The 23,106-nt window shown below is 67.9% G+C and carries 20 protein-coding genes and 1 pseudogene; 7 read left to right on the top strand and 14 right to left on the bottom strand.

Going from position 1 to position 23,106, the window contains the following annotated elements:
* Positions 1 to 77: 77 nt before the first annotated feature.
* The gene (locus QXK92_RS19645) at positions 78 to 644 is read left to right on the top strand and encodes a hypothetical protein (protein WP_306243984.1); all 567 of its coding nucleotides are present in this window, start codon (positions 78 to 80) and stop codon (positions 642 to 644) included.
* Between the two features lie 301 nt (positions 645 to 945).
* Here the strand turns inward: QXK92_RS19645 and QXK92_RS19640 are convergent, their stop codons facing one another.
* Both QXK92_RS19640 and QXK92_RS19635 read right to left on the bottom strand, forming a co-directional pair.
* Positions 946 to 1,719 (bottom strand): TIGR03084 family metal-binding protein, encoded by a 774-nt coding sequence (locus QXK92_RS19640; RefSeq protein ID WP_306243982.1) that lies wholly within the window; start codon positions 1,717 to 1,719, stop codon positions 946 to 948.
* Entirely contained in the window at positions 1,716 to 3,044 is a 1,329-nt protein-coding gene (locus QXK92_RS19635) for an MFS transporter (protein ID WP_306244546.1), read from the bottom strand. The genes QXK92_RS19640 and QXK92_RS19635 overlap by 4 nt, the downstream gene beginning before the upstream one ends.
* Positions 3,045 to 3,145: 101 nt before the next feature.
* On the opposite strand from QXK92_RS19635, the gene QXK92_RS19630 reads away from it, so the two are divergent.
* Entirely contained in the window at positions 3,146 to 3,754 is a 609-nt protein-coding gene (locus QXK92_RS19630) for a YqgE/AlgH family protein (RefSeq protein WP_306244545.1), read from the top strand.
* Positions 3,755 to 3,780: 26 nt separating this feature from the next.
* Here QXK92_RS19630 and QXK92_RS19625 read toward each other — a convergent pair whose 3' ends face one another.
* Positions 3,781 to 4,131, bottom strand: coding sequence for a hypothetical protein (locus QXK92_RS19625; RefSeq protein WP_306243980.1), 351 nt, complete (start codon positions 4,129 to 4,131; stop codon positions 3,781 to 3,783).
* 53 nt (positions 4,132 to 4,184) lie between these two features.
* Positions 4,185 to 5,354, bottom strand: a complete 1,170-nt coding sequence (locus QXK92_RS19620) for an LpqN/LpqT family lipoprotein (protein ID WP_306244544.1) — start codon at positions 5,352 to 5,354, stop codon at positions 4,185 to 4,187.
* A gap of 199 nt (positions 5,355 to 5,553) precedes the next feature.
* Between QXK92_RS19620 and leuS the strand changes: the two genes are divergently transcribed.
* On the top strand, positions 5,554 to 8,427 hold the full coding sequence (leuS, locus tag QXK92_RS19615; protein WP_306243979.1) for a leucine--tRNA ligase: 2,874 nt from the start codon (positions 5,554 to 5,556) through the stop codon (positions 8,425 to 8,427).
* A 5-nt stretch (positions 8,428 to 8,432) separates the two neighbouring features.
* Here leuS and QXK92_RS19610 read toward each other — a convergent pair whose 3' ends face one another.
* The 10 genes and pseudogenes from QXK92_RS19610 to QXK92_RS19565 all read right to left on the bottom strand — a co-directional run bounded on the left by QXK92_RS19610 (position 8,433) and on the right by QXK92_RS19565 (position 17,782).
* Complete coding sequence (locus QXK92_RS19610) at positions 8,433 to 9,101, bottom strand: SDR family oxidoreductase (RefSeq protein ID WP_306243978.1); 669 nt, start codon at positions 9,099 to 9,101, stop codon at positions 8,433 to 8,435.
* 39 nt (positions 9,102 to 9,140) lie between these two features.
* Positions 9,141 to 9,635 carry a MarR family winged helix-turn-helix transcriptional regulator gene (locus QXK92_RS19605; protein WP_306243977.1) on the bottom strand — a complete coding sequence of 165 codons (495 nt, stop codon included), beginning with the start codon at positions 9,633 to 9,635 and terminating at the stop codon, positions 9,141 to 9,143.
* Positions 9,636 to 9,714: 79 nt separating this feature from the next.
* On the bottom strand, positions 9,715 to 10,455 hold the full coding sequence (locus QXK92_RS19600) for an amino acid ABC transporter ATP-binding protein (RefSeq protein WP_306243976.1): 741 nt from the start codon (positions 10,453 to 10,455) through the stop codon (positions 9,715 to 9,717).
* A pseudogene (locus QXK92_RS19595) lies at positions 10,452 to 12,235 on the bottom strand (ABC transporter substrate-binding protein/permease). Before QXK92_RS19595 ends, QXK92_RS19600 begins: the two are co-directional and overlap by 4 nt.
* Before the next feature lie 38 nt (positions 12,236 to 12,273).
* Positions 12,274 to 13,014, bottom strand: coding sequence for a GntR family transcriptional regulator (locus QXK92_RS19590; RefSeq protein ID WP_306243975.1), 741 nt, complete (start codon positions 13,012 to 13,014; stop codon positions 12,274 to 12,276).
* A gap of 102 nt (positions 13,015 to 13,116) precedes the next feature.
* Positions 13,117 to 13,917, bottom strand: a complete 801-nt coding sequence (locus QXK92_RS19585) for an LLM class F420-dependent oxidoreductase (RefSeq protein ID WP_306243973.1) — start codon at positions 13,915 to 13,917, stop codon at positions 13,117 to 13,119.
* A 17-nt stretch (positions 13,918 to 13,934) separates the two neighbouring features.
* Complete coding sequence (locus QXK92_RS19580; RefSeq protein WP_306243971.1) at positions 13,935 to 14,852, bottom strand: alpha/beta fold hydrolase; 918 nt, start codon at positions 14,850 to 14,852, stop codon at positions 13,935 to 13,937.
* Positions 14,853 to 15,079: 227 nt separating this feature from the next.
* Positions 15,080 to 16,183 carry an inositol-3-phosphate synthase gene (locus QXK92_RS19575; protein ID WP_306243969.1) on the bottom strand — a complete coding sequence of 368 codons (1,104 nt, stop codon included), beginning with the start codon at positions 16,181 to 16,183 and terminating at the stop codon, positions 15,080 to 15,082.
* Between the two features lie 57 nt (positions 16,184 to 16,240).
* Complete coding sequence (locus tag QXK92_RS19570; RefSeq protein ID WP_306243968.1) at positions 16,241 to 16,783, bottom strand: PadR family transcriptional regulator; 543 nt, start codon at positions 16,781 to 16,783, stop codon at positions 16,241 to 16,243.
* Between the two features lie 123 nt (positions 16,784 to 16,906).
* Entirely contained in the window at positions 16,907 to 17,782 is an 876-nt protein-coding gene (locus tag QXK92_RS19565; RefSeq protein ID WP_306243966.1) for a DUF1707 domain-containing protein, read from the bottom strand.
* 124 nt (positions 17,783 to 17,906) lie between these two features.
* Here QXK92_RS19565 and QXK92_RS19560 point away from each other — a divergent pair, with 124 nt between their 5' ends.
* The 4 genes from QXK92_RS19560 to QXK92_RS19545 are packed head-to-tail and all read left to right on the top strand — an operon-like array spanning position 17,907 to position 23,083.
* The gene (locus tag QXK92_RS19560) at positions 17,907 to 18,341 is read left to right on the top strand and encodes a DUF5318 family protein (RefSeq protein WP_306243964.1); all 435 of its coding nucleotides are present in this window, start codon (positions 17,907 to 17,909) and stop codon (positions 18,339 to 18,341) included.
* Entirely contained in the window at positions 18,334 to 20,835 is a 2,502-nt protein-coding gene (locus QXK92_RS19555) for a transglycosylase domain-containing protein (protein WP_371934525.1), read from the top strand. Before QXK92_RS19560 ends, QXK92_RS19555 begins: the two co-directional genes overlap by 8 nt.
* Complete coding sequence (locus QXK92_RS19550) at positions 20,832 to 22,445, top strand: glycosyltransferase family 87 protein (RefSeq protein ID WP_306243962.1); 1,614 nt, start codon at positions 20,832 to 20,834, stop codon at positions 22,443 to 22,445. The genes QXK92_RS19555 and QXK92_RS19550 overlap by 4 nt, the downstream gene beginning before the upstream one ends.
* Positions 22,445 to 23,083, top strand: coding sequence for a DJ-1/PfpI family protein (locus QXK92_RS19545; RefSeq protein ID WP_306243960.1), 639 nt, complete (start codon positions 22,445 to 22,447; stop codon positions 23,081 to 23,083). The genes QXK92_RS19550 and QXK92_RS19545 overlap by 1 nt, the downstream gene beginning before the upstream one ends.
* The last annotated feature ends 23 nt before the right edge of the window (positions 23,084 to 23,106 follow it).

Below are 23,106 nucleotides of genomic sequence, written 5' to 3'. Positions count from 1 at the left end.
TCGCGCCGATGGGTGCTTCACCGGCCGCGCCGGCCGCCGCAGCAGAAGCCGTGGCCCAGGCCGCGGCGCAGACCGGCATGCAGAACGCGGTTCAGGCGTCGGGTCAGGCCGCGCAGACGGCCGGCCAGGGCGCGTCCTCTCCGGCCGAGGCGACCGGGCAGCTGGGTTCGCTCATGCAACAGCCGATGCAGCTGGTGTCGGGGGCCACCGAACCGCTCAAGGAGATGCTGCAGGCGCCGATGCAGGCCATGCAGGGCGTCAGCAGCCTGCCGCAAAGCATGGCGCAGGTGTTCGGTGGCATGTTTCCCGCTGCGGGGGCGCCGGGTGCGGTGGCTGCCGGTGAACCCGTGGTCGCGGCCGGCGCTGGCTCGGCAGGCGGTGGCATCGGGGCGGCGGGCGGATTCCCCGGCGCCGGACTGACCAGTTACACCCGGCCCACCAGCAGCTTCGAGCCGGAGACCGGTGGGAAACCGACCAGCCTGCGGGCCGGAGTGCTCAACGCTGCCGAAGTGCGCGGCCCGACGGTCTCGACCGGCGGCGCGCCGCTACCCATGACGCCGGCCGGCATGCTGGCGCGCGGTGGCGAGGGCCGAGACGACGGCAAAGACGTGCCGCGCGCTCGCGTCGTCGTCGACCCGCGGTAGGCACGCTCGGCGGGGGCAGAGCCTCAGGATCGCCCGACGCTCGGCTGAATGGCGCCGGCTCTCTTCGCGCGCTGCGCGCGCTCATCGCCCGACGCTCGGCTGAATGGCGCCGGCTCTCTTCGCGCGCTGCGCGCGCTCATCGCCCGACGCTCGGCTGAATGGCGCCGGCTCTCTTCGCGCGCTGCGCGCGCTCATCGCCCGACGCTCGGCTGAATGGCGCCGGCTCTCTTCGCGCGCTGCGCGCGCTCATCGCCCGACGCTCGGCTGAACGGCGCCGGCTCTCTTCGCGCGCTGCGCGCGCTCATCGCCCGACGCCGGGCGGGCCCGCGAAGGCCTGGGCGATCTGCACCCATCGCTGGGCGTCCTCCCCCATCGCCCTCACGTCCAGCGTCGCCGGCGGCCGCCGCTGGGTGACCAGGTAGCAGAAGTCCTCCGCCGAGCCCGTGACACGCTGGGCCGCGTCCGCCGGCCCCCAGGACCAGGTGTCGCCGCCGGGTCCGCGCAGCTCGACGTAGAACGGCTCACTGGGTGGCGTCAGGCCGTTGACGACGAACGCGTAGTCGCGGGCCCGCACGCCGATATGCGCGATCGAGCGCAACCTGTCCGTCGGCACCGGCGTGACACCCAGGGCATCGGCGACATCGAGCCCGTGCGCCCAGGTCTCCATCAACCGGGCCGTGGCCATCGACGACGCGCTCATGGGCGGGCCGAACCACGGCAACTTGCGGCCGTCCTCGACGCCCAACAGGGCCTTGTGCAACCGCCGACGGATGTCGCGCCAGTCGGCAAGCAACTCCGCGGGCGGCAGGGCCGCCAGCTCCTCGGCGCCCGCATCGACGAACCCGATCGGATCGGCGGCGGCCGCGGCCAGCGTTTCACCGAAGGCCGCCTCGTCGGTGACCGACTGCAGCGACACCCGGTCGGTCCACAGCAGATGCCCGATCTGATGGGCGATGGTCCAGCCCGGTGCCGGCGTCATCGTCGCCCAGCTTTCTGCAGGCAGCGGTGCCACCAGCGCGTCCAGGTCGTCACTCTCCGCTTCCAGATCAGCGACAAGTGCAGCCAAACCGCTCATCCCAGTACCTCCCTCGCACGCCCCCGGCGGCCGACCAGGCTGTGCACCAGCAGCCCCATCAGATAGATCACCGAACCGAACAACGCGAAGGCGGGTGCGCGCCCGTCGTCGGGAATGAATATGGCGGCAATGGTGACCGAGGCGATGAACGACACCCAGAACAAGGCGTCCTGGACGGCGAACACATGCCCGCGCAACGCGTCGTCGACGTCGATCTGCATCGCCGAGTCGGCACACAACTTCACCACCTGGCCGGCGACACCCAGCAGGAAGCCGCACACCACCATCACCGGCAGCAGGAGCCCGGCGCCGGCCGTCTGAATGACGGCCGCGGCGATCAGGGCACCGTTGGCCGTCGCGAAACGGCCCCAGCGCCGGATCAGCACCGGGGTCAGCAGGTTGGCCAGAAAAGCCCCCAGACCCGTGGCGGCGAAGAACACCAACGCAGTTCCCAACCCGTCGCCGTCCACATTCTTCATGTGGTGCACCAGCAGCAGGATCAGCAGCGAGTTGATGCCGACGACCATGCGGTGCGCAGCCAGCCCGGACAACGCCGCGGCCACCGACGGCAGCTGAACCACCGTGCGGACTCCGTGCAGCCAGCCGGTGATCACGGCGTACACCGCCGAACCGTGAATTGCCCGCTTGGTGTCGTCCGGGCCGAGGACCCGCGGTGCGAACCGCAGCGACAGCAGCAGGGCCAGTGTCACCGGAACCAGCGCGGTAAAGATGACCGCGGCCGCGCCGTGATCGCCGGCGCCGCCGAGCCACCGCGGCAGCAGCATGAAGTTTGCGCCCAGGAAGGCGGCGACCGCACCGGCCGCGGTGGCCACCGAGTTCATCGTGACGACCTGGGGCCTGGGCACGACGTGCGGCAACGACGCCGACAGACCGGATGCCACGAACCGCGCCAAGCCGTTCGCGAGCAGCGCGGCGCACAGCAGCACCCAATCGCCGGCGCCGACCGCGAGAATCGTGCCGATCGCGGCGATGAAGCACAGCCGCGCACTGTTCGCGCCGACCAGCACCAGCCGCCGATCCCACCGGTCCATCAGCGCGCCGGCGAACGGCCCGAGCAATGAGTAAGGCAGGAACAACACCGCGAACGCCCGTGCGATCGCCAGCGGATCAGCGGCCCGGTCGGGGTTGAACAGCAGCGCGCCGGCCAGCCCCGCCTGGAACAGGCCGTCGCCGAACTGACTTGCCATGCGCAGCTGCATAAGTCGCCAGAAGTCGGGCAGTGCGCGCACCGACCGCCACAGTTCGACGGGTGCGCTTGCCTGCATCCGGGTGCGAATCACTGAACCCACTTCCACGATCGGCACAGGCAAGGACGGGTCGGCTCTGCACCGTCCCAATCACAGTACAAATCTTCGCCGAGCGCGGCTGTTTGCACCGGCGATCGGGCATCTGGTGCGATGATGTGATAGTGGCGCAGCACGAAGATCCCGACGACTATGTCGCACCGGCCGCCCAACGGGTGCGGGCCGGTACGTTGCTGCTGGCCAACACCGATCTACTGGAGCCGACGTTTCGGCGCAGCGTCATCTACATCGTCGAACACAACGAGGGCGGCACGCTCGGCGTGGTGCTGAACCGGTCCAGCGAGACGGCGGTCTACAACGTGCTGCCGCAATGGGCCAAGCTGGCCGCCAAGCCCAAGACGATGTTCATCGGCGGGCCGGTCAAGCGGGACGCCGCCCTGTGCCTGGCGGTGCTGCGCATCGGTGCCGAGCCCGACGGAGTTCCGGGGTTGCGGCACGTCGCGGGGCGCATGGTGATGGTGGATCTCGACGCCGAACCGGATCTGATCGCGCCGGTGGTGGAAGGCGTGCGGATCTTCGCAGGCTACTCGGGTTGGACCATCGGCCAGCTTGAAGGCGAAATCGAGCGCGACGATTGGATTGTGTTGTCGGCGTTGCCATCTGACGTGTTGGCACCGCCGCGGGCGGACCTGTGGGGGCAGGTGTTGCGCCGCCAGCCACTGCCGTTGGCCATGCTGGCCACTCACCCGATCGACCTCAGCCGCAACTGATCAACCGATCGAGCCCGTGCGGCGCGTCAGTGGCAGGACAGCGTGCAGGCCCCGCAGCTGCCGGCACATCCGGCCGGTTCTACCGGGGCCGCCTCGCGGCGCAGTGCATACTTCGCGCTCTGCATCGAACCGGTGGCCAGTGTGCCCAGGGCACCCAGGATGCAGACGATTACCACGACCAGCGCGGTGTGCGGCGATGCGGCGAGCGCTACCACTCCCCCAGCGCCCAGCATCACCGCGGCGGCGAACTGGGTGGGTGCCATCGAGCGCAGCGCCAACTGGGTGGCGTCAGTGGTGGGCGTATGCGACAGAGACCAGATACCGAAAGCGGCTGACGCTATGGCCGCACACACGCACACCACGCCCGCGATAAGCATGCGCTAACCATACGAGCCCGCCGATCGTTCCGCGCGCCGGGCTCCACAGGTAGCTAGTGCGCCGGTGCCGGCGTCAAGGTGACCAGGGGCGGCTCGACGGGTGCCTGGCGGGGAGCCGGAGCCGTCCGCGGGGCAGCCGGCGCAGCGGGAGCGGGGGCAGCCGGAGCAGCAAGGGCAGGGCCAGCCGGAGCAGCGGGGGCGGCCGGCGCAGCGGGGGCGGCCGGTCGGGCGGGCGACTGGGGTGCGGGAGGAGTGGCGGCGGCTCCCGCCCCGGCCGGCGCCGGTGCCTGACCGCCCACCCCGGGTGTCGCCACCCGGAAGCCGCTGACGATGGCGTCGGTGGCGGGGGCGTCGCTGACGGCCTGGGACGCGGCCGTGGTCACCGACAGTGAAACCAGGTACTTGTCCGATCCGGAATTGGCCAGCACATGACGCCGTGAGGTGTTCAGGGTCATGTCGTTCTCGCGGTAGGTGCCTTCGATGACCGAGGACGGGAAGCTGCCGAGGCTGGTCAGCGACGCGTTTGTGGTCTGCCATGCGAGCAGGCGCTGACTGTCCACGAAGCCGTGGCTGATCGCCTCGGTGGCGTCGAAGTCACCGATCAGCTTGTACACCACGACCTGCGCATTCGACGTGTACACGCTGTTGCCACCGACGCGGTCGGCGATCACCACGAACGCGTCGGGCACGTTCGGGTCGGGCACCTGGGTCCAGCGTGGCGGCATCGGCACCGTGATGTCGAGTGCCTTGAAGCCCAGCGGGCGTTGCGCCTCGAGCTTGACGCCCTTGCCTTCCAGGTATTCGCGCAGCGTGCCCGTGGTGGCCGGAGTGACCGCCGGGGGCTGCGGAGCGGCGGCGGCGGGCGCCGGCGCGGTGGCCGGGACAGCCGCCGGTGCCACCGCGGGAACGGGCGCGGCCGCCGCCGGAACGGGCGCGGCTACCGCCGGAACGGGGGCGACGGCCGGCGCCGGCATCTGCATCGGCAGGGGCAGCTGGGCCGGAGCCTGCGCGGGCGCGGGCGCGAACCGGTTGACACCCCCCGGGAACACCCCGGAGCTCTGCCCCGGCGTGGTCGCCGGCTGCATGGGAACCGGTCCGGGCAGCGAGGGCTGGGGGACCAGGGGTTCCGCCGATGCGGTACCACCCGTGATCATCACGACGCCGACGACACCGACGGCCACGCCACCCACGAGTGCTCGCCAGCTGCGCGCGATCTGCTTCATCTCGATCGGTCCCTCCGCAATAGCCGGGGCGTCACTGCCCACCATCGAGGCCGAATGTAACCGCTGCTCAGCGGTGCCGACCATGCTCGAAATAGAGCTGGGATGAACCTCTGATCGCTGCGCAACGGAACCGATACCAACCCGTGCCCGACGGCCTCGGCGCGGCCGCTTCCGGACCGGCCCTTATACCCTGTTGGGCGTGACAGAATCGCCGACCGCCGGACCCGACGCGGACGCGCCGCGGTACCGCTACACCGCCGAGCTCGCGGCCGGGCTGGAACGCACCTGGCAGGACAACTGGGCTCAGCTGGGGACGTTCAACGTGCCCAACCCGGTCGGCTCGCTGGCGCCCGCGGACGGTTCGAGCGTTCCCGACGACAAGTTGTTCGTGCAGGACATGTTCCCCTACCCGTCGGGGGAGGGGCTGCACGTCGGCCACCCGCTGGGTTACATCGGCACCGACGTCTACGCCCGCTATTACCGGATGACCGGCCGTAACGTGTTGCACGCGTTGGGCTTCGATGCATTCGGTCTGCCTGCCGAGCAGTATGCGGTGCAAACCGGCACCCACCCGCGCACCCGCACCGAGGCCAACGTCGTCAACTTCCGGCGGCAGCTGGGCCGGCTGGGCCTCGGCCACGACAGCCGCCGCAGCTTCTCCACCACGGATGTGGACTTCTACAAGTGGACGCAGTGGATCTTCCTGCAGATCTACAACGCCTGGTTCGACACCGCCGCCAACAAGGCCCGCCCCATAGCCGAGCTGATCGACGAGTTCTACTCCGGTGCAAGGCTTCTCGATGACGGGAGGCAGTGGGCGGAGCTGTCGGCGGGGGAGCGGGCCGATGTGGTCGACGGGTACCGGCTGGTATACCTCGCCGACTCGATGGTGAACTGGTGCCCGGGTTTGGGGACCGTGCTCGCCAACGAAGAGGTCACCGCCGACGGACGCAGCGACCGCGGCAACTTCCCGGTGTTCCGGAAGCGGTTGCGGCAGTGGATGATGCGGATCACCGCCTACTCCGACCGGTTGCTCGACGACCTGGACAGCCTGGACTGGCCGGAGCAGGTCAAGACCATGCAACGCAACTGGATCGGGCGCTCGACGGGCGCCACGGCGTTGTTCGGCACGACGAAAGCCGACGGTACCGCCACCGACATCGAGGTTTTCACCACCCGGCCCGACACCCTGTTCGGCGCCACCTACCTGGTACTGGCACCCGAGCATGAGCTGGTCGACGACGTGGTCGCCGCCGGCTGGCCCGATGGGGTACAGGCGGCCTGGACCTACGGCGCTGCCACCCCCGCCGAGGCGGTGGCCGCCTACCGGCGTGCCATCGCGGCCAAGTCGGACCTCGAGCGTCAGGAAAGCAAGGAGAAGACCGGAGTCTTCCTGGGCAGCTATGCCACCAACCCGGCCAACGGCGAGCAGGTGCCGATCTTCATCGCCGACTACGTGCTGGCCGGTTACGGTACCGGGGCGATCATGGCCGTGCCGGGGCACGACCAGCGCGACTGGGACTTCGCCCACCAGTTCGGCTTGCCGATCGTCGAAGTCATTGCCGGCGGCGACATTTCACAGGCCGCCCATTCCGGTGACGGTGTTTTGGTGAACTCCGGGTTCCTCGACGGCAAGAGCGTCGCCGACGCCAAACAAGCCATCACCGAGCGGCTGCAGGCTGAGGGGCGGGGTCAGGCCCGCATCCAATTCAAGCTGCGCGACTGGCTTTTCGCACGCCAGCGGTACTGGGGTGAGCCGTTCCCGATCGTCTACGACGCCGACGGGCGCGCCCACGCACTCGACGAAGCCGCATTGCCGGTGGAGCTGCCCGACGTGCCCGACTATTCACCGGTGTCGTTCGATCCCGACGACGCCGACAGCGAGCCGTCACCGCCGTTGGCGAAAGCCACCGACTGGGTGAACGTCGAATTGGATCTCGGCGACGGCCCCAAGCCCTACACCCGCGACACCAATGTGATGCCGCAATGGGCCGGCAGCTCGTGGTACGAGCTGCGATATACGGACCCGCACAACTCGGAGCGGTTCTGCGCCAAGGAGAACGAGGCATACTGGATGGGTCCGCGGCCGGCCGAACACGGGCCGGACGACCCGGGCGGCGTCGACATGTACGTCGGTGGCGCCGAACACGCGGTCCTGCACCTGTTGTATTGCCGCTTCTGGCACAAGGTTCTGTACGACCTCGGCCACGTCAGTTCCCGGGAGCCGTACCGCAGGCTGGTCAACCAGGGCTACATCCAGGCCTTCGCCTACACCGACGCGCGCGGATCGTATGTGCCAGCCGAGGAGGTGATCGAGCGCGACGGCGGCTTCGTCTACCCGGGACCGGACGGCGAGATCGAGGTCTTCCAGGAATTCGGCAAAATCGGTAAGAGCCTGAAGAATTCGATCTCACCGGATGAGATCTGTGACGACTACGGTGCCGACACCTTGCGGGTCTACGAGATGTCGATGGGGCCGTTGGACGCGTCGCGGCCATGGGCCACCAAGGATGTCGTCGGTGCGCATCGCTTCCTGCAACGGGTGTGGCGGCTGGTGATCGACGAGGAGACCGGCGAGATCCGGGTGGCCGACACCGAGCTGCCCGCCGAGACACTGCGCGCGCTGCATCGCACCATTGCCGGTGTGTCGGAAGACTATGTGGCACTGCGCAATAACACCGCCGCCGCCAAGCTGATCGAATACACCAACCATCTCACCAAGCAGTACCGCGACGGGGTACCGCGCGCCGCGGTGGAGCCGCTGGTGCTGATGTTGGCACCGCTGGCCCCGCACATGGCCGAAGAACTGTGGCTGCGGCTGGGCCACACCACGTCGCTGGCGCACGGCCCCTTCCCGGTGGCCGACCCCGCCTACCTGGTGGACGACACGGTGGAATACCCGGTGCAGGTGAACGGCAAGGTGCGCGGCCGGGTGGTGGTGGCCGCTGATGCGGCCAAGGACGCGGTGCAGGCCGCGGCGCTGGCGGACGAGAAGGTGCAGGCGTTCCTTGCCGGGGCTACGCCACGCAAGGTGATCGTGGTGCCCGGCCGGATGGTGAACCTGGTCGTCTGACCGGTTCAGCCGCGCGGACGGATCACCACTTCGTGCACGTGACCGTCCCGGGGCGTGGCCACCACGTTCGCCACCACCCCGGCGACGGTCTCGGGGCGAAGGAACTTCGACGGGTCGTACTGGCCGCCCTCATAGGCCACCAGCTCGCGCTGCATGTCCGTGTCCACCCGGCCCGGGTGCACCGATGTCACGAGCAGTGCGGGCTCGTCGGCGCGCAACGAATCCGCGAAGGCGCGCAGCGCGAACTTGCTGGCCGAGTAGGAGGCCATGCCCGGCGACACGTTGCGCCCCGATCCGGAGTTTATGAACACCACCCGGCCGCGGGCCTGGCGTAACGCCGGCAACAGGGTCAGCGTAAGGGCCACGGCGCCAAAGACATTGACGCTGAAGGTGGCCCGCCATTCGTCGACATGGGACTCCTCGACCCGTCCGGGGATGGAAACCCCGGCATTGTGCACCAATACGTCGAGTTCGTCGATCACCTCGCAACTGGCTTCGATCGAATCGGTGTCGGTCAGGTCCAGCGGAAACGTGGTGGCGCCCAGGCGTTCAGCGACGGTGTCCAGCCGCGCCGACGGCCGGCCGGCCAGCAGCAGCGTGTGAGTCGGGGCCAGCGCCGTCGCGATGGCGGCGCCGATGCCGCCACTGGCACCGGTGATGAGTGCGGTCGGCATGGTTCAGGAGTTACCAATCATCATGGGTAACAAACACTTTCACGCCTCGTCCGGGGCAGCCGCGGGGGCGGCGGCTTCGCCGCTGGCGAGCCGGGCCAGGGGAGCCGAGGCCTCCAGCAGAATGTCCAGGTCTGACTTGGGCAGTTGGCTGAGCATCGCCGCCAGCGCGGCGTGCCGGTTGGCCAGCGACTCGTTGTGCACCGCGCGGCCTTGCGGCGTGATGTCGACCAGCACCGCACGCAGGTCCGACGGGTCGCGCGAACGCTTCACCAGCCCGATCTTTTCCAGCCGGCGAATCGCGACCGTGGTGGTCGGGGTGCGAACCCGCTCGTGCGCGGCCAGGTCCGTCATTCTGATCGGACCCCGATCGAGCAGGGTGATCAGGATCGAGAGCTGGGCCAGCGTCAACTCTCCGGCTACCGCGGTATTGGTCGGATCGCCGCGGCGCAGAATCGTGGACAGCTTGGACAGGGAACGGTGCAAACCTTCCGCCAGCTCCGACACCTCCGGGGCTGTGGGTTCGCTGTCCGCCATAAATCGGCAGTCTAACCCGCCATGCCCGCAGTCGGAGAGAATGCGCTACGCGGGCGTGCCTCTCCGAGAAAACGCCGGGTCACAGCACCTGCGACAGAAACCGCTGCAGCCGCTCGGTCTCGGCGGCGTCGAATATCCGCCCCGGCGTCCCGGACTCGACGACTTTGCCGTGGTCCATAAAGACGACGGCATCGGAGGCCGAGCGCGCGAAGCCCATTTCATGGGTGACCACCACCATCGTCATCCCGTCGGCCCCGAGATCGGCGATGAGTTCCAGAACGCCCTTGACCATCTCGGGATCCAGCGCCGAGGTGGCCTCGTCGAAGAACATCACCTGCGGCGCCATGGCCAGTGCGCGCGCGATCGCCACCCGCTGTTGCTGACCGCCGGACAGGGTGCCGGGACGGGCCCCGGCCTTGCCTTTGAGTCCGACCCGGTCCAAGTGGTGCAGGGCCAGCTCCCGGGCGGCGTCGGCGGGCAGCCGGCGCAGCTTGCGCGGTGCCAGCGCGACGTTTTCCAGCACGCTGCGGTGCGGGAAGAGGTTGAAGTGCTGGAACACCATGCCGATGCGCTGGCGCAGCTCGTTGGGGTCGTCACGAAGCACCGATCTGCCGTCCAGCAGGATGTCGCCGCTGTCGGGCTCGTGCAACCGGTTCAGGACCCGCAGCAGCGTCGATTTGCCGGAACCCGACGGTCCGATCACGGCGGTGGTGGTACCCGCAGGCACCTCGAGGCTCACTCCGCGCAACACCGCATTACCACCGAGAGTCTGATGAATATCCCTGGCGGACAGGGAAACCGTGGCGCGGGGGACGGTCACGTCATCTCCGTACCGATGGTCGAGGTGACGACTTCCGGAGGATCCTCGGGCTCGAGTCTGGCCCGGCCCCGGCGCAGCCGGGCGTCGATGTGATTCACCAAATGGGTGAGTGGCACCGTCAGAATCAGGTAGCAGATGCCCGCCGCGACCAGCGGTGACAGGTTGCCGGTTTGCGCGTTGAGATCGCGGCCCACCTGGAACAGCTCACGCTGGTTGGCGATCAATCCCAGGAAGTACACCAGCGCCGAGGCCTTGAGCAGGGCGATGAATTGGTTGACCAAGGCCGGCAGCACCCGTCGCACCCCTTGCGGCACCACCACCAGCCGCATCGCCGCCGAGTAGCTGAAGCCCAGCGCGCGGGACGCCTCCAGCTGGCCGGGGTCGACGCTCTGGATCCCGGAACGCAGAATCTCTCCCACATAGGCCCCGGCCATCAGGCCCAGGGCGACGATCCCGAGCGGGTAGGGGTTATTGTCGGTCAGCCCGCCCACCACCGGACCTACTCCCAGACCGATGATCAGGATGATCACCACCTCGGGCAGCCCGCGAAAGACGTCGGTGTAGACCCGGGCCGGCCAGCGCAACCAGCGTTTGTGGGAGATACCGGCGACGGCCAGGGCCATGCCGATGGCCAAGCCGATGACGCCGGCGCTGCCGGTCAAAATCAGGGTGTTGGGCAGGCCGGTGGTCAGCAGGGTGGGGATGGCCTGCCGGTACATGTCCCAGTCGAGGAAAGAATCGCGCAGCTGCTCCAGCGTCGACTTGGGTGCCGCCGCCTGCATCGGTTTGCGGTGGTGCGCGGCGGCGATCGCGGCGAAATCGGGCAGCTTGGGCACCGCGGCCGCTTTCGATCCGGGCTTCCAGCCCGGGGCAGGGTGCGGGGCACCCACTTGCAGTACAGGTCGGCCCAGGTGCCGTCCGCGATCACGGCGTCCAGCCCGGAGTTCAGGGCATCGACCAACGGCTGATTGTCCTTGGCGACCGCATAGGCGACGAAGTCGTCAGTCCCGAAGGTGTTGGCGACGATCATCGCCGGATCACCCGGCCGGACCGCGGTGGACGCTTGGTTGGCCGGCGCCACCCACGCGTCGATCTGGTGGGTCTTCAAGCTGGCGTAGACGGTCGCGAAGTCCGGGTACTTCACCGGCTGCAGGTGCAGGGTGTCCACGACGTAGGTCTCTTCGACCGTGCCCTGAACTACTCCGATACGCTGCCCGGCCGCCAGGTCGGTGAACTTCTTGATCGCCGAACCCGGCGGCACCACCAGGGAGTAGAAGCCGAAGTCGTAACCATTGGTGAAGGCGACCGTGTGCCGCCGCGCGTCGGTCGCTTTGACCGATGACGAGCCCACGTCGAAGCGCCGCGATGCCACCTGGGCCAACAGCCCGGAGAAATCGGTCCCGACGAACCGCACCTGCAGGCCCAGCTTGCCGGCGATGGCGCGCAGCAGCTCATTGTCGAAGCCGGTGAAACGGCCCGTGGCGTTGATGCAGGTGCTGGGCGGGGCGTCAGAGAGCGTGCCCGCCACCAGGGTGCCGGGCGTACCCAGGCCCAGGGACGCGGGATCCACGGAACTCAGCGGCACGACGGACGGGGTGGTGTCGGTGTCGTCGGGGGAGTCAGCCCCGGCACGAGACGACGTCAGGTCATCGGGCAGGACGGTGGCGCTCTCCACTCCCGGCGGTGCGCACTGATTGCGGTCCGCGAGTGCGGGCGCCGCGCACGCCAGACCGGCCACGATCAGGATCGTCGCTACCAGCGCGAACAGTTTCGCCCCCATCACCGCCACCGTATCGAGAGCCCGGCGGGGTGCGTCGGTCAGAGCACCATCGGCGACCGCTCGGCGGTGTGGTCGGGATCAGGGGGCACCGGCAGGACCGCCACGTTGGCATCCGGACGGTCCTCGCGTGGCGTGAAGACACCGCGGCGGCACAACTCCGCCACCATCGTCTTGGCCATCAGCTCCGAGCGGCCGATGCAGGCGGCCCGGGCGGCTTCCGGGTCGCGCCGGTGCACGGCGGCGTTCTCTTCTTCGTAGAACGGCAGCATGTCGTCGCGACTGTGCTGGTAGGTCATGAAGAACACGCGCGGGATGAGGTTCTGCGACGCGCGGATGGTGGCGTGCAGTCGCGGCCCGGCGTACTCGTCGTTGACCACCCGCCGGTACTCCCAGGCGATCTCGGCGAAGTTCCGTGGCTCCTTGGCGGTGCGCAGCGAACGCATCAGGGCATCGAGTTCGCTCAGGATGCGCGGTGTGGGGTTCGCCGCGGCCCGTGCGGAGGCGATGCCGTTGAGCAGGCCGTCGAGTTCGTGGTGTTCCAGGACGGTCGACTCATCGAATCGCTCGACGAACGCGCCGCGGTGATATCGGGTGGAAACGATGCCGTCGTGCTCCAGCTGGACCAGCGCCTCCTGGATGGGCACCCGGCTGATACCCAGATCCTGCGCGATCTCGTTGCGGTCCACCCGATCGCCGCTGCGCAACTTACCGGTCAACACCAAGTTGAGCAGGTGTTGGACCACCTGGTCTTTTTCTTTGATCCCATACTTCTTAGGCATCAGTTTCTTACATCTCTTTTCAGCCACCCGACGGCCTCTATGCGCGGCCAGTTTCTCACGACTGGGCGGGTACGTTGAGACGTTTCGCAGATGAAGCGCGGCTTAAGCCGAACTGTCTCGCCACCGGCAGAGGGCTTCGGCGTCCGAAAGGTCGTAATCCGGTCCGTCGCAGCCGACGGTCAGCATCGTGACACCCAGCCCGGCCAGCGCTTCGGCGTTACCGATCACCTCTGACCCGTGGCCGGCGGCCGCGGAGCGTTCGATAGAGGCCGGGTCGCGGCCGACAGCTTCGCAATGGCGGGTCAGCACCTCCGATTTGGCCGGGAACTCGTCAGCGGAAGCGAAACTGTGCCAGATGTCGGCGTGTTCGGCGACCAGTCGTAGTGTCTTGCGCTCACCGCCGCCGCCGATCAGGACCGGGATGTCCCGGGTCGGCGCCGGGTTCAGGTGTTCCAGCCGCGACTTGATGCGCGGGAGCGCGCCCGCCAGGTCGTCGAGTCGGCTGCCCGCGGTGCCGAACTCGTAGCCGTACTCGTCGTAGTCCTTCTGCTTCCAGCCGGAGCCGATGCCCAGGATGAGGCGACCGCCGGAGATGTGGTCCACGGTGCGGGCCATGTCGGCCAGCAACTCGGGGTTGCGGTAGGAGTTGCACGTCACCAGCGCGCCGATCTGGATGCGGGAGGTCTGCTCAGCCCAGGCTCCGAGCATAGTCCAGCACTCGAAGTGGGCCCCGTCCGGATCGCCGTAAAGCGGGAAGAAGTGGTCCCAGTTGAACGCGACGTCCACGCCGATGTCTTCGCAACGCCGGACGGCATCGCGGATCTGGTCGTAGTGCGGGGCGTGCTGGGGCTGCAGTTGCACGCCGATGCGGATGGGAAAGTCGGGGAGCACGGGGGAGGTCATACTCACCACCGTAGGCGTCAGACCCTGTCGATCACCGTGCGCACGAGATCGATGAGGGCGCGCGGCTGATCACTCTGCACCGAGTGGCCGGAGTTCTCGACGACGTGCGCGCCCTTGAAATGCGTTGCGCGCCTGCTGAGTTCGTCGACATCGTCGTTGTTGACGAAACCCGACGAGCCGCCACGGATGAGTGTCACCGGTGCGGACAGCGCGTCGACGTCGTCCCACAACGTGCTGAAGTCCGGGAAGACCCGGATGGGGTCGTAGCGCCAGGTCCAGTTGCCGTTGTCCAGCCGGCGCGAGTTGTGGAAGACGCCGCGGCGCAATGCCTTCACCTCACGGTGCGGCGCGGCGGCGATCGTCAGGTCCAGCATGGCCTGAAAGCTGGGGAACTCCCGCTCGCCGTGCATCAGCGCGACCGTGCCCTGCTGCTCCTTGGTCATCTCGGAGTGGCGCTGCAGGGCGGACGGGGTCACGTCGATGAGCACCAGTTCGTTGATCAGCTCCGGCGCCAACGCCCCGAGCCGGATACCCGTCAGGCCGCCAAGCGACATGCCGACCAGCAACTCGGCGCCGGGGGCGAGCTCCCGCAGGACCGGCGCGAGTGCGTCGGCGTTGTGGTGCGGCGAGTAGTCCCCGTCGTCCCGCCAGGAGGAATGGCCGTGCCCGGGCAGGTCCACCGCGAGCGCGGGTTCGCCCAGGCCGACGATGACCGTGTCCCAGGTGTGCGCGTTCTGACCGCCGCCGTGCAGGAAGACGACCCGCGGCTCGGACCCACCCCAGCGCAGCGCGCTGATATCGCCGGCATCCACTCGCTCGACCGTCGGCAGCGGATCCGAAACACCGGCCTGTTCGGCGTTTTCGGCCAGCAGGTCGAACTCGGAGAGCCCGGCCAGGTCGTCGGTGTTCGGGTGGTTGTGCGCGGCGTCGGTCACGCCACCGACTCTACGAACTTCTGCCTGACCAGCGGAAGCTACCTAGCTTAAGCGCGGGCGTCGAGGCTGCAAATCTGCAGCAAAAGTGCGAGTGGCGGCCTGCCAATCTGCAGGCTCGGCGGCGTGTCACCCCTGGCGCACGCGCCTGCTCGCCCACCCTGTAAATCTGCAGCAAAAGTGGGGGTGCCGGCCTGCGAATCTGCAGGCTCGGTGAGTCACCCCGCGATTCAGCCCTCGTTGATGAACTCTTCGAGCTGCGTCCGCGCGATGTCGTCGGCCAGCTGCTCCGGCGGGCTCTTCATCAGGTACGCCGACGCCGGGATCACCGGTCCGCCGATGCCGCGGTCCTTGGCGATCTTGGCGGCGCGGACGGCGTCGATGATGATGCCGGCGGAGTTCGGCGAGTCCCACACCTCGAGCTTGTACTCCAGGTTCAGCGGCACGTCACCGAAGGCGCGGCCTTCCAGGCGCACGTAGGCCCACTTGCGGTCGTCGAGCCAGGCGACGTGGTCCGACGGTCCGATGTGGACGTTCTTGTCCTCGACCTTGCCGGCCAGCGAGCCGGTGAGGTTGGACGTCACGGCCTGGGTCTTGGAGACCTTCTTGGACTCCAGGCGCTCGCGCTCGAGCATGTTCTTGAAGTCCATGTTGCCGCCGACGTTGAGCTGGTAGGTGCGGTCCAGGGTCACGCCGCGGTCCTCGAACAGCTTGGCCATCACGCGGTGGGTGATCGTCGCGCCGACCTGGCTCTTGATGTCGTCACCGATGATCGGCACGCCGGCATCCTTGAACTTCTTGGCCCACACCGGGTCTGAGGCGATGAACACCGGAAGTGCGTTCACGAACGCCACCCCGGCGTCGATGGCGCACTGGGCGTAGAACTTGTCGGCCTCCTCAGAGCCCACCGGCAGGTAGGACACCAGCACGTCGACCTTGTTGTCCTTGAGGACCTTCACCACGTCGACCGGCTCGTCGTCGGAGAGCTCAATGGTGTCGGCGTAGTACTTGCCGATGCCGTCGAGGGTGGGTCCGCGCTGGACGACCACGTTGGTGGGCGGCACGTCGGCGATCTTGATGGTGTTGTTCTCCGAGGCGTAGATCGCGTCGGAGAGATCGAACCCGACCTTCTTGGCGTCCACATCGAAGGCGGCGACGAACTTGACGTCGCGGACGTGGTACGGGCCGAACCGGACGTGCATCAGACCGGGGACGGACGAGGTGTCGTCGGCGTTGTAGTAGTACTCGACGCCCTGAACCAGCGAGGACGCGCAGTTGCCGACGCCGACGATGGCGACTCGTACTTCGGTCGACGCCTGTGTGTTCTCACTCATTGGGGCGTTCTCCTAACCTTCGTTAACTTCAGTGGTCTTGGTGTTCTTCGGGTTTCGTTACGTCTGTTCCACGGCATTGGGCGCTGCCCGTTCCGCCGCGATGAGCTCGTTGAGCCACTTGACCTCACGCTCGCTGGACTCCAGCCCGAGTTGATGCAGCTGACGTGTGTAGCGATCAAACGAGCTGCTGGCCCGCGCGACTGCTTCACGCAGGCCTTCCCGGCGCTCCTCAACCTGACGGCGCCGGCCTTCCAGGATGCGCATGCGCGCCTCCGCCGGAGTGCGGTTGAAAAACGCGAGGTGCACTCCGAAGCCGTCATCGGTGTAGTTGTGCGGACCGGTGTCGGCGACAAGTTCGGTGAACCGCCGGCGGCCCTCGTCGGTCAGCTGGTAGACGCGCCGGGCCCTTCGTACGGGAGTGCCCGCGGGAGCCGCGTTCTCGGCGATCAGCCCGTCGGCCTGCATCCGCCGTAACGCCGGGTACAACGACCCGTAGGAGAATGCGCGAAAGGCGCCGAGCAGCCCGGTCAGCCGTTTGCGCAACTCGTAGCCGTGCATGGGTGACTCGATCAGCAACCCCAGAATGGCGAGTTCCAGCATCGATTCACCTCCCTTTTGCGCGGCTTGTTACGACGATTCGACGTCTCGCGTCATAGTATCGCTCCGATATATTAGCGACAACAGCACCGCCCGTTAATGCGCTGTTAGTCACACTGGCGAGCGTCAGCTCACGTAGTTGACCCGCTTGACCGTGCCGTCACCGGCCAGCTCGATGTAGCCGCTGCCGTAATCGCTGGAGACGTAGATGGTCAGCGACAGCGCGCCGGGCGTGGTCGGGTCTTTGGCCGGTTCCACGATCAGATAGATCGACTTGACGTCCTGCTGTTTGATACCGACGGTCTCGGGTGCGCCGCGCAGAATGCCCACCACGGTCTTGACGTCGAACTTGCCCAGGTCGACGAGGGCGACGTCGGTGCTGCTGTTGCGCGCCGAGCTGGTCGGATCACCCCATCCGCCGCGGTAGTTGTAGTCCAGGACCCGGCGATCGTCGGTCGGGTCCTTGCGGTCGATCGAGGCGTAGTCGGGGTAGACCAGCAGCCGGTAGCCCATGGTGTCGCCGAAGCGTTTGCGGGTCTGCTCCAGCAGGCCGGTCAGTCCACCGAGCGACTGCAGTTGCTTCGGGGGAGTCAGCACCACCGCCGCAATCCCGTCGGACTTGGCTCCGGGATCGGAGGTGAAGTCCAGCGGAGAGGTGGTGTTGCCGTAGAGGCCCCACCCGATGCCGATCCCGAGCAGCTCCGTTACCGCGAACGACGCGGCAGCCAGTCCCAGGCCGCTGCGCCTGGCCTGCAACTTGAGTTTGGGCATCTGCGCAGGCTGTTCGCTCTCGGCGGACTGCAGATCGTCCACCAGATGCTGCAGGTCACCGAGAGTGACGGCATTGGTAGCGGCGCTGACACGCTCGCGGTGCTCCTCCATCGACAATTCGCCGTCGTTGAGTGCCCTGTCGAGAATGGTGCAGGCATCCTGACGGTCGCTGTCCTTGGCCCGTGTCGTCATCGATCCGCCACGAGCAGGTGCGCTCAACCATTTCGCCACGGGATGATCGTAGAAGTCCGGTCTCGGACCGGCACAGCCTGTGATCACCGGATACCTGCGCACCCGCGCGACAACAGCCTGAGTTGCGTGTCGGTGCCGGGGGCGGCGACGTACTCTGGTCAGCGTGCGACTGCAGCGACAGGTGGTGGACTACGCGCTTCGGCGGCGCTCACTGCTGGCCGAGGTGTACTCGGGACGCACCGGCGTCTCCGAGGTCTGCGACGCGAATCCCTATTTGCTGCGCGCCGCAAAGTTTCACGGGAAACAAAGCCAGGTGATGTGCCCGATCTGCCGCAAGGAGCAGCTCACCATCGTGTCCTGGGTTTTTGGCGAACATCTTGGTGCTGTGTCGGGTTCGGCGCGCACCGCCGAGGAACTCGTACTGCTGGCCACCCGGTTTTCGGAGTTTGCTGTGCACGTGGTGGAGGTGTGCCGGACCTGCAGCTGGAACCACTTGGTGAAGTCCTACGTCCTGGGTGCGGCAGTGCCCGCCCACCCACCACGGGGTTCGGGCGGCAAGCGGACGGCGCGCAATGGCGCCCGCACGGCCAGTGAATAGCGGAGGGCGCCACCACCAGTCGTCCAGCGACAAACCGGATGAGTCGACGACAGCGGATGGCGGCAGACACTCCGGCGGTGAGCAGCGGGGCGCTCCACCGCCCCCGCGCCGTCCGGTGCCCCCCGATGACCGGCTGACCACTGTCATCCCGGCCGTGCCCGACGACCGCCCGAGCCGGCACGCCGACCCCATCGACCAGGTGAAGGCCGCGCTGGAATCGCCAGTGTCGCCGCCCCCCGATCCGGTCGGCCAGGTCAAGGCCGCGCTGGACGCCCCGCCGTCCCGCCCCGGACGGGACCGGCTCAGCGGCCAGCGCCGTCCACCGGGCGGACCGCCGCCGTCGGGTCCCGCCGGCTCGGCGCGCGGGCCGCGGCCCAGGCCGAACTGGTCCCAGCAGATCAATTGGCGCTGGGTGCGGCGTTCGCTGTACCTGAGCCTGGCGGTGCTGATCCTGCTGCCGATCGTCACCTTCACGATGGCCTACTTCATCGTCGACGTGCCGCGACCGGGAGACATCCGCACCAATCAGGTGTCCACGATCCTGGCCAGCGACGGCAGCGAGATCGCCAAAATCGTTCCGCCCGAGGGCAACCGGGTCGACGTCAATCTCAGCCAGGTCCCGGTCCATGTGCGCCGGGCGGTGATCGCCGCCGAGGACCGCGGCTTCTACTCCAACCCCGGGTTCTCGTTCAGCGGATTCGCCCGAGCGGTCGGCAACAACCTGTTCGGGGGAGACCTGCAGGGCGGCTCGACGATCACCCAGCAGTACGTCAAGAACGCACTGGTCGGCTCCGCGCAGCACGGGTGGAGTGGCCTGATGCGCAAGGCCAAAGAGCTCGTCATCGCTACCAAGATGTCGGGGGAGTGGTCCAAAGACGATGTGCTGCAGGCTTATTTGAACATCATCTACTTCGGCCGCGGCGCGTACGGCATCTCCGCGGCGTCCAAGGCCTACTTCAACAAGCCCGTCGAACAGCTCTCCGTCTCCGAAGGCGCGCTACTGGCCGCGCTGATCCGCCGTCCGTCCACCCTGGACCCGGCCGTCGACCCCGACGGGGCGCTCGCGCGATGGAACTGGGTCCTCGACGGCATGGTGGAGACCAAGGCGCTGTCCGCCGATGACCGCAAGGGTCAGGTGTTTCCCGCGACGGTGTCGCCCGATCAGGCCCGCGCCGAGAACCAGACCACCGGTCCCAACGGGCTGATCGAACGACAGGTCACCAAGGAACTGCTCGAGCTGTTCAACATCGACGAGCAGACCTTGAACACCCAGGGCCTGCAGGTCACCACCACCATCGATCCGCAGGCTCAGCAGGCCGCTGAGAAGGCGGTGTCGAAGTACCTCGACGGCCAGGACCCCGACATGCGCTCGGCGGCGGTCTCCATCGACCCGCGCACCGGGGCTGTCAAGGCGTACTACGGCGGATCCAACGCCCTGGGCTTTGACTTCGCGCAGGCCGGCTTGCAGACCGGGTCGTCGTTCAAGGTGTTCGCCCTGGTGGCCGCGCTCGAGCAGGGCATCGGCCTGGGCTATCAGGTGGACAGTTCCCCGCTGACCGTCGACGGCATCAAGATCACCAACGTCGAGGGCGAGAGTTGCGGCACCTGCAACTTGGCTGAGGCGCTGAAGATGTCGCTGAACACCTCCTACTACCGGCTGATGCTCAAGCTCAAGGGTGGCCCGCAGGCCGTCGCCGACGCCGCGCACCAGGCCGGGGTCGCCGACAGCTTCCCCGGTGTCCCGCACACGCTGTCCGAAGACGGCAAGGGCGGCCCGCCCAACAACGGGATCGTGTTGGGGCAGTACCAGACCCGGGTGATCGACATGGCCACGGCCTATGCGACGCTCGCCGCCTCCGGCATGTATCACCGGCCACACTTCGTGCAGAAGGTGGTCAACGCCGAGGGACAGGTCCTGTTCGACGCGAGCACCGCGGACAACAGCGGCGACCAGCGCATCCCGAAGGCGGTGGCCGACAACGTCACTGCGGCGATGGTGCCGATCGCCGGGTACTCCCGCGGCCACAATCTGGCGGGCGGCCGGCAGTCCGCGGCCAAAACCGGCACCACCCAGTTCGGCGACACCACCTCCAACAAGGACGCCTGGATGGTCGGATACACGCCGCAGCTGTCCACCGCCGTGTGGGTCGGCACGGTCAAGGGTGACGAGCCCCTGGTGAACGCCTCCGGTGGAGCGGTGTACGGCTCCGGACTGCCCTCGGACATCTGGAAAGCGACCATGGACGGTGCCCTCAAGGGCGCCCCGAACGAGACGTTCCCCAAGCCGACGGAGATCGGCGGCTACGCGGGCGTGCCCGCGGCGCCCCCGCCCCCGCCGCCGGCCCCGCCGTCGGAGACGGTCATCCAGCCCACGGTCGAAGTGGCGCCCGGCATCACGATTCCGGTGGGCCCGCCCACCACGATCACTGTGCCGCCGCCCGGTGGGCCGGCCCCGCTGCCACCGCCGTCCGACGTCCCCCAACCGCCCCCGTGAGCGAGCGCACCACCATCTCGCCACGGCCACTGGCCGCTGACCGCCGTAGTGCCGACAACCGAGACTGCCCCAGCCGCAATGACGTTCTGGGTGCCGCGCTGGCCAACGCGATCGGCGGACCCGTCGGCCGGCATGCGCTGATCGGCCGCACCCGCATCATGACCCCGGTGCGGGTGATGTTCCTGCTCGCCCTGGTGTTTCTGGCGCTGGGCTGGTCGACCAAGGCGGCGTGCCTGCAGAGCACCGGCACCGGGACAGGCGAGCAGCGAGTCGCCAACTGGGACAACCAGCGGGCGTATTACGAACTGTGCTACTCCGACACGGTGCCGCTCTACGGCGCGGAGTTGTTGAGCCAGGGCAAGTTTCCGTACAAGTCGAGTTGGATCGAGACGGACGGCAGTGGCACGCCGCAGATTCGCTACGACGGCCAGATCGCGGTCCGCTACATGGAATATCCGGTGCTGACCGGTGTCTACCAGTACGCGTCGATGCGCTTCGCCAAGGCGTACACCGCGGTGAGCAAGATCCTGCCCGTTCCGGTAGTCGCCGAAGTGGTGATGTTCTTCAATTTCGCCGCGTTCGGCTTGGCGCTGGCCTGGCTGTTCACCGTCTGGGCCACGGCGGGTCTGGCGGGTCGCCGGATCTGGGATGGCGCCCTGGTGGCCGCGTCTCCACTGCTGATCTTTCAGATCTTCACCAATTTCGATGCATTGGCAACGGCTTTCGCGATGGGCGGCCTGTGGGCCTGGGCCCGGCGCAAACCGGCGCTGGCCGGCGTGCTGATCGGGCTGGGCGCCGCGGCGAAGCTCTATCCGCTGCTGTTCCTGGGACCGTTGCTGGTGCTGGGCATCCGGTCGGGACGGCTGCGCGATGCCGGTCGCACCACGCTGATCACCGCGGCGACCTGGCTGGCAGTCAATCTGCCCATCATGGTGCTCTATCCGCGGGGGTGGTCGGAATTCTTCCGGCTCAACACCCGTCGCGGAGACGACATGGACTCGCTGTTCAACGTGGTGAAGTCGTTCACCGGGTGGCGCGGATTCGATCCGAAACTGGGCTTCTGGGAGCCGCCCACCGTACTGAACAGCGTCGTCGCCGCGCTGCTCGTATTGTCCTGCGCGGCAATCGCGTACATCGCATTGACCGCTCCACAGCGGCCCCGGCTGGCGCAGCTGGCGTTCCTGGTGATCGCGGCCTTCTTGCTGACCAACAAGGTCTGGAGCCCCCAGTTCTCGCTGTGGCTGGTGCCGTTGGCGGTGCTGGCTGTGCCGCACCGCCGCGTTCTGTTGGCGTGGATGACGATTGACGCGCTGGTGTGGGTGCCCAGGATGTATTACCTGTACGGCAACCCCAACCGATCGTTGCCGCTGCAATGGTTCACCACGACGGTGCTGTGGCGCGATATCGCGGTAATGGGGTTGTGCGCCTTGGTAATTCGGCAGATCTACCGTCCAACCGAGGATCTGGTGCGCTGGCAGGGCCGGGTCGACGATCCCGCGGGCGGCTGCTACGACCTGGCACCGGACAACCCGCCCGCCTGGCTGCCGTCGTGGTTGCGTCCGGCCCGGCGCCCGCGGGCGCGTGCGGTGCCTGAGTTGGCCGGGCAGTAATGCAGGTCGCCATCCCGGTGTTTCCGCGTTTCACTGCACTCGATGCCATCGGGCCTTACGAAGTGCTGCAACGCATTCCGTCGGTCGAGGTGGTGTTCGTCGGCCAGCGGCGCGGTGAGATCCGCACCGAGAACGGCATGCTGGGGGTTGCCTGCGATGCCACGTTCGACGAGGTCGCCACCCCCGATGTGGTGGTGTTCCCCGGCGGCATCGGGACGCGGGCACTCGTCAACGACGAAGCCATCCGCGGCTGGCTGCACACCGTGCATCCGGGTACCAGGTACACCACGTCGGTATGCACCGGCGCGTTGTTGTTGGCCAGCGCCGGTCTGCTGAACGGCTTGACGGCGACGACCCATTGGCGCGCCGCCGACGACCTGAACCGGTTGGGGGCGCGGTATGTGCCCGAACGCGTCGTCGAGCATCTGCCGCAGCGCATCATCACCGCGGCGGGAGTGTCCAGCGGGATCGACATGGCGTTGCGGCTCGTCGAGCTGTTGTTCGACCGGGTCGCCGCCCAAGCCGCCCAGCTGCTGATCGAGTACGACCCGCAGCCGCCATTCGACTCCGGCGCATGGGCCAGGGCTGACGAGGCGACGCGCGCCAGGGCGCTCGAGTTCGCGCAGTCGCGGAAGTGAATTTCGGGTCCGCCCCGCCATCC

This window comes from Mycobacterium sp. TY815 (genome assembly GCF_030755135.1).
Lineage (GTDB): Bacteria > Actinomycetota > Actinomycetes > Mycobacteriales > Mycobacteriaceae > Mycobacterium.
This window is presented reverse-complemented; position numbering and strand designations above follow the sequence as displayed.